The following is a 17,861-nucleotide window of genomic DNA, read 5'->3' on the forward strand; positions in this document are numbered from 1 at the left end:
CTCGTCGCAGGAGGTGATCCGCATGGAAGAGCAACTGCAGGACGGATACGACGTGGTGGTCGTCGGCGGCGGCGCGGCGGGCCTGAACGGGGCGCTGATGCTGGCGCGGTCGCGCCGGTCGGTGGCCGTGGTCGACGCGGGCGCGCCCCGCAACGCACCGGCCGCGGGTGTGCACGGGCTGCTGGCCCGCGACGGGATGGCGCCCGGCGAACTGCTGGAGCGCGGACGCGCCGAAGTGCGCCGCTACGGCGGGCACGTGGCCGAGGGAGAGGTCATCGGCGCCTGGCGGGACGGCGACGCCTTCACCGTGGGCCTGGCCGACGGCCGCGCGGTGCGGGCGCGCCGGATCCTGGTGGCCGCGGGGCTCGTCGACGAGCTTCCCGACATCCCGGGACTGGCCGAGCGGTGGGGCCGCGACGTGGTGCACTGCCCCTACTGCCACGGCTGGGAGGTGCGCGACCGCGCCATAGGCGTCCTGGCGACCGGCCCCGTGCCCATGGCCGTGCACCAGGCGCACCTGTTCCGCCAACTGAGCGCCAGCGTGGTGCTGCTGACCAACGGCCGGCCCGCGCCCACGGGCGACCAGGCCGAGGAGCTGGCGGCCCGCGGCATCCGCGTGGTCGAGGGCGAGGTCACGGCCGTCGAGGTCGCCGGCGACCACATCGCGGGCCTGCGGCTGGCCGACGGCACCCTGGTGGCCCGCGAGGCGGTCGCCGTCGCACCGCGCATGCGGGCGCGCGCCGGGTTCCTCGCGGGGCTGGGCCTGCACCCGGTCGAGCACGCCATGGGTGTCGGCGACCACATCCCCGCCGACGCCGAGGGCCGCACCGAGGTCGAGGGCGTCTGGGTGGCGGGCAACACCACCGACCTGGCCGCCCAGGTCGGCGCGGCCGCTGCCGCGGGCGCGGCGGCGGGAGCCCGCATCAACGCCGACCTGATCGCCGAGGACACCCGCGCGGCGCTGGCCGCCCACCGCGACCCGTTCTCGGCCGAGGCCCAGGCGCTGCTGAGCGGCCCGGCCTCGGGCGGGGACCGCCACGGGCGGGCGGGCTCCTCGGAGCCGTCGGGGCCCTCCGCCCCGGAGGAGCCCGGAGACCGCGAAAGCGTGTGAGAGCGATCGCGGACAGCGAGGGGACGGTGATCGGGGACCTCGACCGCCCCGTCTGAGATGGGCACGGTCGCGAGCACGGACGCTGAGGAGGTGACCGGGCGGGGGCTGGACGGGTCGGCCCCCGCCCGGTCGCGTCGCCGCCTCCGGAGGGAGGGCTCGCCCCCGTCGGCGCCAGTCGCCGGACGCCGGCTGCGACCACGGCGAACGCCGCAGGGTCCGCGCCGACGAGCGTGTCCCGCCCGAAGGCCGATGCTGGGCGCGGGTGTGCGCGACACTGTGGCCGCGTCCGTACGGGACTGAGGCGGCCTGCGGGAGGAGGGCGCGTTAGATCACCGTCGCATCACACAAGCCGCCCTCCGTGGCTCGCCGCGAGTCCAACACGTTCGGGTCCAACCGGGCCGTTCGACTGCGCGCCCGGAACGAGCGGTGCCATACTTGGTACTTCTTACCAGGGAGGGAAGGCAGTGACCGGAGCGACGGCGCCTGCACGGCCACTCGACGATCCTCGCTATACCACCCCGATATACCGGCGCAGCGAGGCCGCACAGCTCGTGGGAGTACGGACGAACACGTTCCGCAACTGGGCCAACGGATACACGATCAAGCGCCCCAGCGGCCGACGGACGGTGTCGGCTTCCTTGATCACCACCGACCCGACCGTGAGTGGCCGGAAGCCGAGCGTTCCCTTCGTCGGGGTCGCTGAGTCCTACGTCATCTCGGCATTCCGCGCCGCGGGTGTGTCGATGCAGCGCATCCGGTCGGCCGTCGAGGAGCTGGAGAGGCGGTTCGGTCTTCCGCAGGCGTTGGCCAGCGAGCGCCTCTACACCGATGGCGCGGAAGTCCTTTGGAACTACGGACAGCAGTCCGACGACCCCTACGACCAGAAGATCGTCGGTGGCCTGGTGGTTCTCCGGAATAACCAAGGCGTCTTCCGCGAGGTCATCAAGGGCTACCTCACCCAGGTCACCTACGAAGACGGTTGGGCCAAGCTCATCCGCCTCCCCCGATACGAGCGAGCCGATGTCACCGTCGATCCCCGCATCAACGGCGGTGCCCCCACCGTCGCGCGGCGCGGTATCCGGGTCGCTGACATCACCGACCGCTGGCGTGCCGGGGAGAGCGCTGACGACCTCGCCTACGACTACGAGCTCACCAAGACGGAGATCACGGCTGTTCTCCCGCACGCCGCATGAGAGCGAATGAACCCCTCCTCCCCCGACGGCCTGACGTTCTTCCTCGACCGGGGGCTCGGCTCCCGTATCGTCTCCGGCATCCTGCGCGACGCCGGCTGGCAGCTGGAGACCATGGACGAGCGCTACGGCAAGGGCTTTTCGCAGTGTGTGGAAGACGTCCAGTGGATCGAAGAGGCAACCCTCAAGGGTGACGTCCTGCTGTGCAAGGACCTCCGAATCGCGTCGAATCCGCTGGAAGCCCACTGCGTCTACATGAACAGCGCCCGCGTCTTCGGACTGGCCAACCGACATATGCAGGGTCCTCCGATGGCGCAATTGTTCCTGGACCGCGCGGCCGAGGTCTGCCGCATGGCCCACTGCGCCGACGGCCCCTATGTCGTCGCGATCAGCGATCAAGCCCTTCGCCGCCGCAAGCTGCACTTTCGGTAAGGATCTGTTACCCGAACGAAGCCGACTGCTCGCACGAACAGGCATCGAATGGGTGGGACAGGACAATGGCATCCGCCGTCTCGTGCATCAAAGCCGCCTCGGGCAGTGGCCACAGGAAATATCGTTCGCCGTGTCACCGACTGCTCAGGACCTCAGGACGGCCGCCTGAGCTTCGAGGACATGGACGTCTTCTACATCCCAGCACGAGCGAACTACGACCCGAGTGACCCGCAGCGCCGATGGGCCACAACCGAAACTCCCGGCACCAGCGCGTACGGTTCTATCTCGGTTCCTCCTATGACGGCCTGCGCGCTTGGGAGGTCGCCGACGCGTGAGGTGCCGCTGCGCCCGTGGCCTCTCATAGACGAGCAGGCCGACGTCATGACGGATAGCGCGGTCTATCATCCCGTACGCGCGGGCCGCGCGGGTGGGGCTCACAGCGGGGGCATGACCCCCAGGGCGGCCAGCAGCGCCGGTATGCCCACGAACACCCCGCCCAGCAGCAGCGGCGCGCCCAGAAAGCCCACTACGGCCACGCGCGCCCGTATGCGGTGGCGGCGGGTGTGGGACACCGCCAGAGTCCCGAAGCCGGCGGCGAACAGCAGGAAGAACAGCACATAGGCGACGGCGCCCGCGCCGATCCGGCCGGGGTCGCCGGTCATGCCCGTGGCCAGGCCCAGCGCCTGGACCACCGAGCCCAGCCCGTAGACGCCCAGGGTCGCGAACCCGGCCCAGCCCAGCACGGCCACGAGGGGCGCCGGCGCCCAGCGGCGCTCGGGCGCCACCGACAGCAGCGCCACCCCCGCGCCCACGATCTTCAGGCCCACCACCAGCCAGTTCATCACCGCCAGTCCGTCGGCGTAGTCGGCGTAGGCGCCGCCGGAGAAGCGGTCGGTGAGCTCGAATACGACGTTGACCAGCGCGAAGCCCACGCAGGCCAGGATCGTCAGCACCGCCGTCGCCGTGACGGCCCTGCCGGGCCGGGCGGGCGCGCTCGCGAAGGGTCCGGACGCTGAAGGGGAGATCGAGGATGCCATGGGTCGATTCGACCCCGCCGGGCCGCCGGCGCGGCACCCCCGCCCGGGGGAGATCCGGGGGCATCGGTCCCCCGCGAGTGGGGCCGCCGCCCGCGCCCCGGCCGCAGCCAGGGGCCCGCCACGGCGCCGCGGCCGGCGTCAGGGCAGGGGCCGGCTCACGGTCGAGGAGCGGCGGAACAGCCGGCTCAGCGACAGCGTGCCGTCGTAGGGCGTGTGCGCCCGCACCAGCAGTGAGCACGGCCGCAGCAGCACCAGCCCCACCAGCAAAAACACCGCCGCTCCCCAGGCCGCGCGGCGCTGGCCGTGCAGCCGGTAGGTGTGGGGCCAGGCCCGCAGGTAGGAGTACAGGTCGCGCACCGAGGCGCCGATGCGCCGCGCCGAAACCGGTACGCGCAACCGGTCCACGTAGCGCACGCGCAGCCCGAGCCGGTTCAGGTGCACCGCCAGGTCAAGGTCCTCCCACATCCCCGGTTCGGCGCAGGTGTGGCCGCGCACCGCGCTCCAGCACCCGCGGCTCAGCGCCATGTTGGAGCCCCACAGCATCGCGTGGCCCGACAGCAGCCGGTTCAGGCGGTGGCAGAAGAAGCGGTGGGCCGCCAGCCCCGCGCGGCGCAGCGGGATGTCGTAGAACCAGGACGGCCCGGTGACGGCGTCGGGGCGCACACCGGTGCGCGGGTCGGCGGCGAAGGCCTCGGCCAGCTGGGCCACCCACTCCGGGCCGACCATGGTGTCGGCGTCGATGCGCCCCAGCACGTCGCCGCCGGCCTCGTCGAAGCCCCGGTTGCGGGCGTGCACCGCACCCTGGCGGACCTCGCGCACCACCCGCACCCCGTACGCGCCGAACGCCTCGGCCACCTCGGCGGTGCGGTCGACGGAGTTGTTGTCGACGACGATGATCTCCTCGGCGGGCCTGCTCTGGCGCGCCAGCGCCTCCAGACAGCGGCCGAGCACCGCTTCCTCGTTGTAGGCCGGGACGATCACCGAAATCCTCACGGGAGTGCCTTGTCGTAGTCGGGAACGAGCGGGGCGCGCCCGGGCCGGCCGGCGGCGACCGGGCGCGGATGCGAACGCTGCCAGCCCGGTGTATCGGCTCCGGTCCAACCGGCGGTGTCGGCCAGGTGAAATCCCGCCCGGCCGGGGCTTGTACGCTGCGAGGCAAGCATGGCACGCGCCGCGGCGCCCTCGGGCGGACAGCGGAGTCGCTCCGCGCCGCGCGGGGCGCACGAGGCCGGGCGCAGGCACTGTAGCGCGATCACGCGTGCAACGGGAAGTCGCGGCACGCCGGGCTTCGGCGCTGCCCGCCGCAGCGGTCGCGGCCGCCCCGGCGCGAGGCGCGCAGCGGGCGCGCCGGGGTGAAAAACCGGTTCGCGAACCGCCCGCCGCCGCCTAGGCTCCGGCGCATGCGCGACCTCGCCCGCCTGCCAAAGACCCACCTGCACGTTCACCTGGAGAGCACGATCCGCCCCGCCACCCTGCGCGAGATCGCCGCGGCCAACGGGATCGAACCGCCCGAGGCGGCACCGGAGCGCTTCGCCGGGTTCCGCGCCTTCGCCGACCGGGGCGCCCGGGTGCGCTCCTGCCTGCGCGGCCCCGCAGACTTCGCCCGCATCGCCCGCGAGTTCGCCGCCGACGAGGCGGCCGACGGCACCCGCTACGCCGAGGTCACCTTCAGCGCCGCCGCCCACGGGGAGCGGCTGGGCGACGCGCGCATGCCGCTGGAGGCGGTGCTCTCGGGCCTCGCGCAGGGCGGCGCGGCCCACGGCCTGCACACCCGGCTCATCCTGGACCACTCCCGGCGGCGCCCGGTGCAGAGGGCCCGCCGCACGCTCGCCCTCGCGCTGGAGCATCCCGAGCACGTGGCCGCGATCGGGATGGCCGGCGAGGAGTCCTACCCGCTGGCGCCCTTCGCCGAGGTGCTGGACGAGGCCGCCCGCGCCGGGGTCGGTATCGTCCACCACGCGGGCGAGGCCGGGGGCGCCGCGTCGGTGGCCGAGGCTCTGGACACCGGCGCCCAGCGCATCGGCCACGGCCTCGGCGCGCTCGGCGACGCCGCGGTGGTCGAGCGCGTGCGGGCGCAGGGGGCCGCCCTGGAGGTGTGCTGCTCCTCCAACGTCGCGCTCGGGTTCGCCCCCAGCCTGGCGGAGCACCCGCTGCCGCGGCTGCGCGAGGCGGGCCTGGCGGTGACGCTCAACACCGATGTGCCCGACGTCGCCCGCACCTCGCTCACGCGCGAGTACGAGCGCGTGCGGGAGGCCTTCGGCTGCAGTGACGCGGAGATGGCCGCGTTCGCGCGCGCCGCGGTCGCCGCCTCCTTCGCTCCCGCGCAGGTCAAGCGCGGCATCGAGGCGGGTATCGGCACCTGGCTGGCCGCCCCGCCGGCGTAGGGCGCGGGCGGCGGGCTCGGCGTTTCGGGCCGCGGCCGATCGTGTGCGCTTCGCGGGCGGGCGTCGCCGCCCCCACGGACCGGCGTGCGGCCGGGAAGGCGTCGAGGCCGGCCGCCCGGCTGATCGGCGGCGCCCTCCGCGGCCTTGTCCACGGGCACGGCGGTCCGCCGCACACGACCTCGCCCCGCACCCGCGACAGGGATCAGGGCTGCCAGACCATGGTGCGCTGGTGCAGGCGGCGCCCGTCGTGGCGCAGCCCGGGCACGAGCGGGGCGGGCCCGTGCTCGGCGAAGCCCATGCGCCGGAAGAACCGCACGGCCCGGGTGTTCTCGACCAGCGTCTGCAGGTGGCAGCCGGGGGAACCGGACTCGGCCACCCGCTGCTGCCAGGTCCGCATCAGGCCTTCGGCGGCACCGGTGCCGCGTGCGGGCTCGGCGACGTTGATGTGCAGGTGGGAGGGCCAGCGCGGATCGTCGAACGTGCCGGCCGCCGGTCGGCGCAGCACGCCCGCCCAGGCCGTGTCGAGCAGGCTGCGGGCGAAGAAGGCGGCGGGGCCGGGCTTGAGGACCAGCCGGTGGGCGCGGATCGCCTCGGCCATGCGCTGCTCCTCGCTGGGGAAGGCGGCGCCGTCCAGGCAGCCGGCCAGGTAGCCCACGAGCGCGCCGCCGTCCTCGGCCACCAGCACCGACCCGGCGTCCAGGTCGATGTAGGGGGTCAGATACACCGCCGCCTCCGAGGGGGCGTGGCCCCACAGCGACTCGGTGGGGGCTCCCCGGCCGGCGTAGGCGGCCAGCGCCTCCAGCTCGGCGCGGTCCCCGGGCTCGAACGCGCGGATCCGCATGCGGCCTCCTCACAGAGCTGGGCGGACTGTTCCCCCATTACTGTATATCGGATAAACAGTAGAAGAGGGAAAATGGCCGGGCCGGCCGCCTGATGGCGTCGGCTGCGCCGCCCTTGGTGCGGTCGTGCGCGGGCGTGCGGGGTTCGATCACCGCCCATGCGGCACCGGAGAGGCCGGAGAGGAGGGCACCGGGGTTCAGCGGCCCCGGGATCGCTGCGATGGCACACCACGCGATCGTTTCCGGGGCCGTCCTCGTGCCGGCGCACACTCTCCCCCATCACTCAACCCGCACACCCGCACACCCGCACAGCCAGGAGTCTCCTACCCGCGCGGGGCCGGGGGGATGGGGTGGTTGGCGCGGATGCGGTCATCGGGGTCGTAGGCGGCCTTGACCCGGCGCAGACGCCGGTAGTCCGCAGGTGCGAAGCAGGACGCCACGTCCTCCGGCGCGGCCGGGCCGAAGCTGAAGTTCAGCGACCGCCCCACCGCCTGCCCCGCGACGGGGGCCAGCACCCGCCGGTGCAGGTCTGCGGCCTCCGCCTCGCCGCCCGACTCCACCGGCGACAGCACGGAGGCGAGGTAGGCGGCGCCCCGGTGGCCCACCGCCCCCGCCCCTTCCGGTTCCCGCGCCAGCGCGCCGCCGAGGTGGCGCAGCCCCACCACGCACATCAGCGGCGCATCGGGCCCGGCCCGGCGCACCAGCTCCTGCCCCGCCCCCTCCGTGAGCGAGTCCACCAGCAGGTTCTGCGACCGGTACCCGTGCGGGACCTCGGGCTCGTCGAAGACCGCCCCGGACTCGCTGTAGTCCAGCTCGCGCAGCGTGGAGCGCACCGGCTCCCCCGCCAGGGCGACCAGCTCCCGCGCCAGCCGGCGTCCCTGCTCGGCCGGCCCCGCGTGGCAGAGCCGCACCTGGGCGAGGTGGCGGCCGCGCATCCCCTCCGGCACCCCCGCCGCATCCGGCATCACCAGCAGCGTCACCGCCGAGGTCGTCTCCTCCGGCACCGAGCGCGTCCACCGCGACCAGGCCGCCACCGCATCGGGGCGCTCGGCGAGGTCGAAGTACAGTCCGCCGCCGAAGACCCGGCGTAGCCGAACCAGGCCGATCTCCAGCGCGGTGACCACGCCGAAGCTCCCCCCGCCGCCGCGCAGCGCCCAGAACAGCTCCTGCTCGCGCTCCGCGTCGGCCGTGCGCAGCCGCCCGTCGGCGGTCACCGCCTCCACCCGGCGCACCCGGTCGGCGGCGAACCCGTAGCGGCGGGCCAGCAGCCCCACACCGCCGCCCAGGGTGTAGGAGACCGCGCCGACCCCCGGCATGCTCCCCGACAGCGGCGCCAACCCATGTTCAGCCGCCGCTTCCACCACCCGGCCCCAGGTCGCGCCGGCCTCGACCCGGGCGGTGGCCGCGCCCGCGTCCACCTCGATCCCGGCCATGCCCCGGGTGCTCACCAGCACGCCGCCGCCCAGCGCCGACGCGCGCCCGTGCCCGGTGGCCTGGACGGCCACCGGCACACCGTCCTCCGCGGCCGCGCGCACCGCCGCCTGCACGTCGGCGGCTCCGGCGGCCTCCACCACCGCCCGGGGCCGGTGGGGCTCCAGCAACTGGTAGCCGGTGCACGCGCGGTCGTAGCCCTCGGCCCCGGGCCGGTGCACCGGCCCCGCGGTGCGCTCCTCCAACCGGTTCAGGTCCGTCTTCCGTGTGCTGTGCGTCGATTGCCTCATGGCCTCCACGCTTGCAGCCCTTGCGGCCGCAACCTGTCCGCAAGGGGTGCGATCCTGGACGGCATGCAGCACACCACCGGGCCCGCCTCCACCCGCCGGGCCATGCCGGGCCGCCTGCTGCGGCTGCTGTCGCTGCTCCAGAGCCGCCGCCAGTGGCAGGGCCCCGAGCTGGCCGACCGGCTCGGCATCAGCCGCCGCACCCTGCGCCGCGACGTCGAGCGGCTGCGGGAACTGGACTACGCCGTGCAGGCCACCACCGGAACCGCCGGCGGCTACCGGCTCGCCGGCGGCGGACGGGCCACCCCCGCACTGCTGCTCGACGACGACGAGGCGCTGGCCGCGGCTCTTGCCCTGGCCACCGCGGCCGCCGGCGCACCCGCCATCGCCGAGGGCGCCGCCCGCGCCCTGACCAAGCTGGAGGCGCTGCTGCCCGCCCGCCTTCGCCCGCACCTGGCCGCCCTGGGCGGCGCCGCCGCCGCGCTCCCCCACCGCGGCGCCGTGGACATCGACCCCGCCCGGCTGGCGCTGCTGGCCGGGTGCTGCCGCGACGGCGAACTGCTCGCCTTCGACTACCGCGACCGCCGCGGCGCCACGGGCCGCCGCCGCGTCGAGCCCCACCACGTGGTCACCGCCCAGGGCCGGTGGTACCTCATCGCCTACGATCCCGAACGCGCCGACTGGCGCACCTTCCGCGCCGACCGCATCGCCGACCCGCTGCCCACCCGGCGCCGCTTCACCCCGCGCCCGCTCCCCGCCGCCGGCCCCGCCGCGTTCCTGGCCCGCGCGATGGCCGAGGCCGACTACCCCCACACCGCCCGGCTGCGCGTCGACCTGCCCGCCGAGCAGGTGCGCTCCCGCCTGTTCCACACCGTGCCCGGCACCGTCGCCCCCGACGGCGACCACCGGTGCCGCGTGCGGCTCGCCGCGCACGCCCCCGAACTCGTCGTGCACTACGTCGCGGCGATCACCGCCCTGGGCGCCCCGGTCGACATCGACGCCTCCCCCGAGGTCGCCGAACGACTGCATAGCCTGGGGCGGCGCCTGGCCCGGTGACCCGCCCCCGCCGCACGCGCCCGCGCGCTGGTCCGCAGAACGAGCGCCTGCCCCCAAGCGGCGACCGGGTTCCACCGCCGCCTGTCGCAACCGACGCCCGCGTCCCACGACACCAGGAGGACACCATGGCCCGCGCCGTCCGCTTCTCCCGCTACGGCGGCCCCGACGTGCTCACCCTGGAGGAGGTCGCTCTCCCCGAGCCCGGACCCGGCCGGGTGCGGGTGCGCGTACGCGCCGCCGGGGTCAACCCCGCCGACTGGAAGATCCGCAGCGGCGCCTTCTCCGCCGACCCCGATCAGCCACCGCAGCAGCCCCAGGGCACCGGCCTGGACCTGGCCGGCACCGTCGAGGCCGCCGGCCCCGGCGTCACCGCCTGGAGCCCGGGACAGCACGTCTTCGGCAAGGCCCACGGCGGCGCCGCCGCCACCCACGCCCTGGCCCCCGCCGACGAGCTCGCGGCCAAGCCCGACTGGCTGTCGTTCGAACTGGCCGCCGCACTGCCGACGCCCGCCGAAACCGCCTACCGCGCGCTCGGCCTGGTGGGCATGGGCCCCGGCGGCGGCCAAGGCCAGACCGTGCTCATCCACGCCGTGGCCGGCGGCGTCGGCCTGATCGCCGCCCAGCTGGCGCGGGCCCGCGGCGCGGCGGTCGTGGGCACCGCCAGCACGCGCCACCACGCCTTCCTGCGCGAACTGGGCGTCACACCCGTCACCTACGGGCCCGGGCTGGAACAGCGGCTGCGCGAGGCGGCCCCCGAGGGTGTCGACGCGGTCGTGGACGCCTCCGGCCGCGGGGTGCTGGCGGTCTCGGTGGAGCTGGCCGGGTCCGCCGACCGGGTGGTCACCGTCGCCGACCCCGCGGCGGCCGAGCACGGCGTGCGCTTCTCCGGCGGCGGCGCCGACCGCGCCCCGCTGGAGAAGGTCTTCGCCGAGGTGCTGCCGCTGATCGAACAGGGCCGGCTGCGCCTGCCCGTCGAGCACACCTTCCCGCTGGAGGAGACCGCCCGGGCCCAGCGGCTCAGCGAGGAGGGCCACCTGCGCGGCAAGATCGTCATCACCGTCGGCGACTAGGACCCGCCGCACGCCGGCGGGCCGCCTTGGCTCGCAGTCGCGTCCGGGCGCGGCCGGCGTGGAGGCATGAACGGCGGGGCGGGGCTCGTCGTCCGCCACCCCGACCCGGGAGCCGACAGCGCCGGCAGGATCGCGCCCCCGGCCGCGGCCGGCGCCCGGCTCCGACGCGGGCGCGCGGGCGGGTGGACACCCGGCCCACCAGCGGGGGCCGCGCCCCGCGGCGCGGCCCCCGAGGCCCGACCCTCACGCGTCGGTGTCGGTGACCCGCCAGCGCTGGTTGTCGCCGGAGTTGGGCGCCCACACCGACACGGGGGCGCCGTCCTCGGTGGCCCGGCCGGAGACGTCGACGACCTCGCCGGTGGCGCGGTTGACGAAGGTCCAGGTCCCGTCGCCGGTGGTGGACATGGTCCACTGGGCCACCGCTGCGGCCCGGCCCCGTGCGGGTTCCAGCACCAGCCGGTCCCCGCGCACGGCCAGGCGCAGGCCCTCGGCCCCGTTGGTCAGCACGTAGCGTTCGCGGTTGCTGTGGCCCTCGGTCACCTGCGCGATGTCCCACAGCTGCGCGGGGTCGCCGGGCTCGACGGTGCGGATCACCGCGGAGCGGCCGTCGCCGGCGGCGGTGAGCGCCTTGCCGCTGTGCACGCCGGCGAGCCGGTAGTCGTGGCCGGGCCGGACGAGCGCGGCGTCGGCCGCCACACCCCGGACACCCTCGACCACGAAGGTGGTCACCGACTCGGCCGGCACGGTGAACGCGGCCGCGCCGTTCTCCACCGCGACGGGCTCCTTGCGCACCAGGGCGCCGTCGGCGCTGGTCACCACCGGGGTCATGGTGGCGCCGGAGGCGATGCGGCCGAACTTGGACAGGTCGAGTGTGACGGTGCGCGGCGCGGCGGTGTCGTTGACGTGCACGACCGCGGCGCCCTCGCCCGAGCCGCCGATCGCGGCGGCGCTGTCGGGGTCGTCGGTGGCCACCAGCCGGTCGCCGGGGCGGATGTGGTGGGTGAAGTTGCGCGCGGTGTCGAACTTGGTGTTGGTGCGGATCGGGCAGGTCTGGAGGGTGTCCTCGGCGGTGCAGCTGAAGGGGATCTGGATGCTGCCCCAGTTGCCTCCGGTGTCCGACTCGCCGCCGGGCGCCATGTTGTCGTAGTCCTCGACGGGCTGCCAGAAGACCCAGGCGTCGGGCTCCAGCTCGCGCAGGTCGTCGACCATGAGGCCGGCCAGGCCCAGACCGGTGTCCATGGTCGCGAAGTCCTGACCGCCGCCTCCCCAGCGCTTGCCGTCGGCCCAGTCGCCGCCGGTCTCGCTCATCCACAGGGGCGTCCCGGCGGCCTTGGCGATGTCGCGCACGCTCGTGCGGCCGCCGGTGCCGTAGGTGTGCACGTTGAGCTGTCCGACGAGCGCGCGCACGTCCTCGGAGTAGGCCTGCCAGTTGCGGGCGAACCGCTGGGGGTTGGTCTCGTCCATCGCGGAGACGGCGGCCCCGGTCTCGGCCTTCGACAGCTCCTCGACCAGGGCTCCGATGACCTGCTGCTGCAGCTCGGGGCCCATGTGGGCGCCCTCCTGGCGCCCGCCCACGGGTTCGCCGCCGGGGCCCAGCGTGGTACTCCAGTAGTCGGCGTTGGGCTCGTTGAAGGGGTCGACGGTTCCGACCTCGATGCTGTGGGCGCGCTCCAGCCTCGCGGCGACCCCGGCCATGTAGGCGGCGAAGTCGTCGACGGATCCGGGCTTGAGCTGGTCGGCTTCGGGGTCGAAGCCGCCGGAGACGTAGCCGCTCTCGGTCATGAACCACGGCGGGGAGTTGCTGAAGACCTCCCAGCGGTCGACGTCGCCCTTGATGCGCTCCACCCACCAGCGCTGGGTGGCGTCGGCGTCGGGGTTCCAGTCGCGGGGGTCCTCGGCGCTCCACCAGTCGGTGTCCTCGCGGGTGGTGCCCTGGGGTGCGTTCCACCAGCCTTCGACGGCGCCGCCGGGGCGCAGGTAGTCCGGCACGTCGGGGGCGTTGCCGCCGCCGGCGTTGTAGCGGGCGATGTTGAGGTTGAGCCCGTCCTCGCCGAAGACGCGGCGGGCCAGTTCCTCGCGGATGGGCTCGGGGTAGTCGCCGGTGGCGTTGGCGAACCACGCCAGGCTGGTGCCCCAGCCCTGGAACGGCCGGCCCTGGTAGGAGGGGTCGGGGGTGACGGTCGCGGCGGCGGGCTCCTCGGCGCCGGCGGGGGCGGCGGGCGCCGCCAGCAGGCAGCCGGCCGCCAGCGCGGCGGCCAGGGCGGCGCGGGGGCGCCGGTGCGGGCGGTATGCGGGCGCGGGGCGCTCGGCTGTCGCGTGCGGTGGGAGCGTCGTCATGGGGGTCCTCGCTCACGGTCCGACCGGAATGTTTACGCAAACATCGCGGAGCGTCGGGCCCGCCGGAGGTCATGTTTGCGTAAACATCGTGTGGCGCGATACTTGCACCGGCCCCGCAGAAGCGTCAAGGACGCCGGACGCCGCCGACCGGGTGGGCTAGCGTGGGTGCGGTGAACGAGGATGCGCGGCTGGGAGCGCCGATCGACGCGCGCAGCCTGTTCGGTGCCGAACGCGCCGCGCTGCTGGAACTGCTCGCCGGCCTGGACCCGGTCGGATGGCAGCGCCCGGCCCTGCCCGGCTGGCCCGCACCCGCGACGGCCGCGACACCGGCGCCGCGCCGCGCCCCGGCGAGGCCCTCGAAGCCTTCATCCCCCGCACCAACCGCGAATGGGTCGAGGCCGCCCGCCGCATCAGCCCGCCCCTGCTGGTGGAGGCCCTGGAGCTGACCGGCCGCCACATCGCGTCCCTGTGGGCCGGGTCCGACCCCGGCGCCCGCGGCACCGGGGTCAGCTGGGCGGGCGCCGACCCCGCGCCGCTGTGGCTGGACTGCGCCCGCGACCTGAGCGAGTACTGGACCCACCGCCAGCAGATCCGCCTCGCCCTGGGCCTGGCCGCCGAGGACACCGCCGAGACCGACCGCGCCGGGGTGCTGGCCACCGTCCTCGACACGTTCATGCGGGCGCTGCCCCACACCCTGCGCGACACCCCGGCCGCGGCCGGCGCCCGCGTCGAGGTGGCCGTGACCGGCCGCGCCGGCGGCACGTGGAGGGCCGCCGCCACCGGCGACGGCCGGTGGGCGATGGAGGAGCCCGGCGCCGGGGCGGGGGTGCCCGCCGCACGCGTGCAGTGGGACGCCCCCACGGCGTGGCGGCTGTGCGTGCGCGCCGTCGGTCCCGAAACGGCGCGCGAGCGGGCCCGCATGGACGGCGAGCGCCACCTGGCCGATGCGGTGCCGGATGGTGTCGATCGTCTACTGAGCCCGGCGCCCGGCTGCGGGCGGCCTCAGCCGTTGAGGGCGGCCAGCACCCGGGCGCGCATGGCGGGGCTGCCGGTGTGGCCGGCGTCGTCCACTACCACTAGGCGCGCATCGGGCCAGGCGCGCCGCAGCTGCCAGGCGGACTCCAGCGGCGATCCCAAATCCAGGCGGCCGTGGACCAGCACACCGGGGATGCCGGCCAGCCGGGGGGCGCCCGCCAGCAGGGCGCCCTCCTCCAGCCAGGCGGCGTTGGCGAAGTAGCGGGTGCAGATGCGCACGAACGCCGACCGGTCGCGATCGGGCCGCCCGCTGTAGGCGCGAGGGTCGCCCCGGTCCTCGTGCGCGACCACCGCGTCCTCCCAATCGGTCCAGGCGCGCGCGGCCGCGTCGCGCACCGCCGGGTCGGCATCCTCCATGCGGGCGGCGTAGGCGGCCACCACGCCGCCGTCCCCGGCCGCCTCGGGCACCGCGCCGCAAAAGCGCTCCCAGGCCTCGGGCAGGAACCGGCCCACTCCGCCGAACAGCCAGTCGACCTCGCGGCGGCGGGTCATGGTCACCCCGCACAGCACCATGCGGCGCACGGACCGGGGGTGGGCCTGGGCATAGGCCAGCGCCAGCGTCGACCCCCAGGAGGCGCCGTAGACCAGCCAGCGGTCGATGCCCAGGTGGGTGCGCAGGCGCTCGATGTCGGCGACGAGGCGGCCGGTGGTGTTGGCGCCGAGGTCGGTGCCGGGATCGGCGGCGTGGGGGCGGCTGCGCCCGCAGTTGCGCTGGTCCACCAGCACGACCCGGTGGCGGCGGGGGTCGAACATGCGGCGCTGCCCGGGCGTGCAGCCCGATCCGGGGCCGCCGTGCAGCACCAGTGCGGGAGCGGCGCCGGCGTCGCCGCAGGCCTCCCAGTAGAGGAGGTTGCCCTCGCCCACATCCAGCAGGCCGTGGACGTCGGGTTCGACGGGGGGATACACGGCCGCCCATCCTAGCCCGCCGCCGCCCGCCTGCCGGGGCCGCGGCCCGGCCGCGCCCGCGGGGGCGCCGCCGGACCGGACGGGCTCAGAACTCCTGGGGAATCATGATCCACAGCGCCAGGTAGATCACCACCTGGGGCCCGGGCAGCACGCACGAGATCACGAACAGCAGCCGCACCAGAAACGGCGACAAGCCGAACCGGCGCGCCAGACCTCCGCACACGCCGGCGATGACGTTGTCGCGGGTCCGCACCAGGCCGTTCGAAGCCATCGCTGGACCCTCCTCTCTTCGTCGAGTCCCCCGAGCCCCGCTCGGGCCCGCGGCCGTCGACTCAGCGCGCGGCGGTCCGGGCGGGGCATGCACACGCCCCCTACCCCGAACGCGCCTTCGGCCCACCTCGGCTGCGGGTGCCCGATGCCACAGGGCGGGTTTGCACCCGGACTCTGCGGTCAGCGGTCGGCGCAGACGCGCATGCTCCCGGGCGGCGGGCAGGGCCCGGCCCGGGAACGTCCAGGCACCGCAGCAGCGAAGGGGCACCGCCATGTCCGAGTTCTCCCGTGACCAGGCGCCGGCGGGCGACGAGAAGGACCGCCGGCTCGAGGGGGTCCGCGACGACTCCGACAAAGCGCTGACCACCAACACCGGCGTCGCCGTCGACGACACCGACAACTCCCTCAGCGCCGGGGAGCGCGGCCCCACGCTGATGGAGGACTTCCACTTCCGCGAGAAGATCACCCACTTCGACCACGAGCGCATCCCCGAGCGGGTCGTGCACGCCCGCGGCGCCGGCGCCTACGGCTACTTCCAGGTCTACGAGTCGATGGCGCGCTACACCCGCGCCGACTTCCTGACCGACCCCGGCCTGCGCACACCGGTGTTCGTGCGCTTCTCCACCGTGGCCGGCTCGCGCGGCTCGGCCGACACCGTGCGCGACGTGCGCGGCTTCGCCACCAAGTTCTACACCCGCGAAGGCAACTACGACCTGGTCGGCAACAACATGCCGGTGTTCTTCATCCAGGACGGGATCAAGTTCCCCGACTTCGTGCACGCCGTCAAACCCGAGCCCCACAACGAGATCCCCCAGGCCCAGTCGGCCCACGACACCCTGTGGGACTTCGTCGGGCTGCAGCCGGAGACGCTGCACATGATGATGTGGCTGATGAGCGACCGCGCCCTCCCCCGCAGCTACCGCATGATGCAGGGCTTCGGCGTGCACACCTTCCGCCTGGTCAACGAGCGCGGCGAGGGCACCTTCGTCAAGTTCCACTGGAAGCCGCTGCTGGGCACGCACTCGCTGGTCTGGGACGAGACCCAGAAGATCGGCGGCAAGGACCCCGACTTCAACCGGCGCGACCTGTGGGAGGCCATCGAGTCCGGCCAGTACCCCGAGTACGAGCTGGGGATGCAGCTGGTGCCCGAGTCCCAGGAGCACGCCTTCGACTTCGACCTGCTCGACCCCACCAAGATCATCCCCGAGGAGCTGGTCCCGGTCACACCGGTGGGCAGGATGGTCCTCAACCGCAACCCGGACAACTTCTTCGCCGAGACCGAGCAGATCGCCTTCCACACCGCCAACGTGGTGCCCGGCATCGACTTCACCAACGACCCGCTGCTGCAGGCCCGCAACTTCTCCTACCTCGACACCCAGCTGATCCGGCTTGGCGGGCCCAACTTCCAGCAGCTGCCGGTCAACCGGCCGGTGGCCGAGGTCAGCAACAACCAGCGCGACGGCTTCGGCCAGCACACCGTCCACCGGGGACGCACCAGCTACTTCCCGAACTCGCTCGGCAGCGGCTGCCCCTACCTGGGCGAGGCGCCCTACACCCACTACCAGGAGCGCGTGGACGGCGCCAAGATCCGCAAGCGCAGCGAGAGCTTCAAGGACCACTACAGCCAGGCGACGCTGTTCCTCAACAGCCTCGCCGGCTGGGAGCGCGAGCACCTCACCTCGGCCTTCCAGTTCGAGCTGGGCAAGTGCGAGACAGCGGCGGTGCGCGAACGCGTGGTCGCCCACCTCAACCGCATCGACCACACCCTGGCCCGCGCGGTCGCCGTCGGCATCGGCGTCGATCCGCCCGCCGCCGAGGAGGTCGCCAACCACGGCCGCTCCTCGCCGGCGCTCAGCCAGGCCAACGCGCCCACCGACAGCGTCTTCTCGCGCCGCATCGCGGTCCTGGCCGAGGAGGGCGTCAACGCCGCGGAGGTGACGCGCTTCCGCGAGGCCATGGCCGAGCGCGGCGCGGCGGTGGAGGTGCTGGCGCCCGACGACGGCAGCGTCGCCGGCACCGACGGCGCCCGGCTCGCCGTCGACCGGGCCATGCACACCATGTCCTCGGTGCTCTACGACGCGGTGGTCGTGGCCGGCGGGGCCCGGTGCGCGGCCGCCCTGGCCGAGGACGGGCTGGCGCTGAACTACGTCGCCGAGGCCTTCAAGCACGCCAAACCGGTCGCGGGCCTGCACGAGGGCGTGGGCGTGCTGGAGGCCGCGCCCCTGCCGCGGCTGCGCCTGGCCGGCGACGGCGACGCGGCGGCGGTGGTCGACCAGGGGGTCGTCACCCACCGCGGCGGCGACCCCGAGGAGTTCTACCGCGCCTTCGCCGGGGTCCTGGCCGGCCACCGGGTCTGGGACCGCGACACCGCGCGCGTGCCGGCCTGAGGCCGCGCCGCGGCCGGCGGGCCGCGGCGCGCAGCAGGTGCGGGGGCGGGCACCGGTGCCCGCCCCCGCGTTCGTGCCCGGCCGGCGCC

At 74.9% G+C, this 17,861-nt stretch carries 14 protein-coding genes; 7 read left to right on the forward strand and 7 right to left on the reverse strand.

The genetic code is table 11. The annotated features are described in order from the left end of the window. Window positions 1-22 precede the first annotated feature (22 nt). The 3 genes from ABD284_RS12990 (at window position 23) to ABD284_RS13000 (ending at window position 2,733) form a co-directional block, all read left to right on the forward strand. The gene (locus ABD284_RS12990) at window positions 23-1,111 is read left to right on the forward strand and encodes an NAD(P)/FAD-dependent oxidoreductase (protein WP_344143152.1); all 1,089 of its coding nucleotides are present in this window, start codon (window positions 23-25) and stop codon (window positions 1,109-1,111) included. A gap of 464 nt (window positions 1,112-1,575) precedes the next feature. Continuing rightward, window positions 1,576-2,304, forward strand: a complete 729-nt coding sequence (locus tag ABD284_RS12995; RefSeq protein ID WP_344143153.1) for a DUF433 domain-containing protein — start codon at window positions 1,576-1,578, stop codon at window positions 2,302-2,304. A gap of 6 nt (window positions 2,305-2,310) precedes the next feature. After that, a complete protein-coding gene (locus tag ABD284_RS13000; RefSeq protein ID WP_344143154.1) occupies window positions 2,311-2,733 on the forward strand; it encodes a PIN-like domain-containing protein in 423 nt (140 codons plus the stop codon). 434 nt (window positions 2,734-3,167) lie between these two features. Here ABD284_RS13000 and ABD284_RS13005 read toward each other — a convergent pair whose 3' ends face one another. Beyond that, window positions 3,168-3,770, reverse strand: a complete 603-nt coding sequence (locus ABD284_RS13005; protein ID WP_344143155.1) for a hypothetical protein — start codon at window positions 3,768-3,770, stop codon at window positions 3,168-3,170. A 138-nt stretch (window positions 3,771-3,908) separates the two neighbouring features. Next, window positions 3,909-4,763 carry a glycosyltransferase family 2 protein gene (locus ABD284_RS13010; protein WP_344143156.1) on the reverse strand — a complete coding sequence of 285 codons (855 nt, stop codon included), beginning with the start codon at window positions 4,761-4,763 and terminating at the stop codon, window positions 3,909-3,911. Window positions 4,764-5,170: 407 nt separating this feature from the next. Here ABD284_RS13010 and add point away from each other — a divergent pair, with 407 nt between their 5' ends. Next, window positions 5,171-6,154 (forward strand): adenosine deaminase, encoded by a 984-nt coding sequence (gene add / locus ABD284_RS13015; protein WP_344143157.1) that lies wholly within the window; start codon window positions 5,171-5,173, stop codon window positions 6,152-6,154. Window positions 6,155-6,356: 202 nt separating this feature from the next. Here add and ABD284_RS13020 read toward each other — a convergent pair whose 3' ends face one another. Next, a complete protein-coding gene (locus ABD284_RS13020) occupies window positions 6,357-6,995 on the reverse strand; it encodes a GNAT family N-acetyltransferase (protein ID WP_344143158.1) in 639 nt (212 codons plus the stop codon). A gap of 321 nt (window positions 6,996-7,316) precedes the next feature. Beyond that, window positions 7,317-8,714, reverse strand: a complete 1,398-nt coding sequence (locus tag ABD284_RS13025) for an FAD-binding oxidoreductase (RefSeq protein WP_344143159.1) — start codon at window positions 8,712-8,714, stop codon at window positions 7,317-7,319. A gap of 63 nt (window positions 8,715-8,777) precedes the next feature. Here ABD284_RS13025 and ABD284_RS13030 point away from each other — a divergent pair, with 63 nt between their 5' ends. After that, a complete protein-coding gene (locus tag ABD284_RS13030; RefSeq protein WP_344143161.1) occupies window positions 8,778-9,767 on the forward strand; it encodes a helix-turn-helix transcriptional regulator in 990 nt (329 codons plus the stop codon). Window positions 9,768-9,892: 125 nt separating this feature from the next. Beyond that, entirely contained in the window at window positions 9,893-10,837 is a 945-nt protein-coding gene (locus ABD284_RS13035; protein ID WP_344143163.1) for an NADP-dependent oxidoreductase, read from the forward strand. Between the two features lie 243 nt (window positions 10,838-11,080). Here ABD284_RS13035 and ABD284_RS13040 read toward each other — a convergent pair whose 3' ends face one another. The 3 genes from ABD284_RS13040 to ABD284_RS13050 all read right to left on the reverse strand — a co-directional run bounded on the left by ABD284_RS13040 (window position 11,081) and on the right by ABD284_RS13050 (window position 15,386). Then, window positions 11,081-13,174 carry an RICIN domain-containing protein gene (locus ABD284_RS13040; protein ID WP_344143164.1) on the reverse strand — a complete coding sequence of 698 codons (2,094 nt, stop codon included), beginning with the start codon at window positions 13,172-13,174 and terminating at the stop codon, window positions 11,081-11,083. A gap of 1,002 nt (window positions 13,175-14,176) precedes the next feature. Further along, a complete protein-coding gene (gene pip, locus ABD284_RS13045) occupies window positions 14,177-15,115 on the reverse strand; it encodes a prolyl aminopeptidase (RefSeq protein ID WP_344143165.1) in 939 nt (312 codons plus the stop codon). Between the two features lie 85 nt (window positions 15,116-15,200). Next, window positions 15,201-15,386 (reverse strand): PspC domain-containing protein, encoded by a 186-nt coding sequence (locus tag ABD284_RS13050; RefSeq protein WP_344143166.1) that lies wholly within the window; start codon window positions 15,384-15,386, stop codon window positions 15,201-15,203. A 271-nt stretch (window positions 15,387-15,657) separates the two neighbouring features. On the opposite strand from ABD284_RS13050, the gene ABD284_RS13055 reads away from it, so the two are divergent. Beyond that, on the forward strand, window positions 15,658-17,772 hold the full coding sequence (locus ABD284_RS13055) for a catalase (protein ID WP_344143167.1): 2,115 nt from the start codon (window positions 15,658-15,660) through the stop codon (window positions 17,770-17,772). Window positions 17,773-17,861: the final 89 nt, after the last annotated feature.

Source organism: Streptomonospora arabica, assembly GCF_039531585.1.
GTDB lineage: Bacteria > Actinomycetota > Actinomycetes > Streptosporangiales > Streptosporangiaceae > Streptomonospora > Streptomonospora halophila.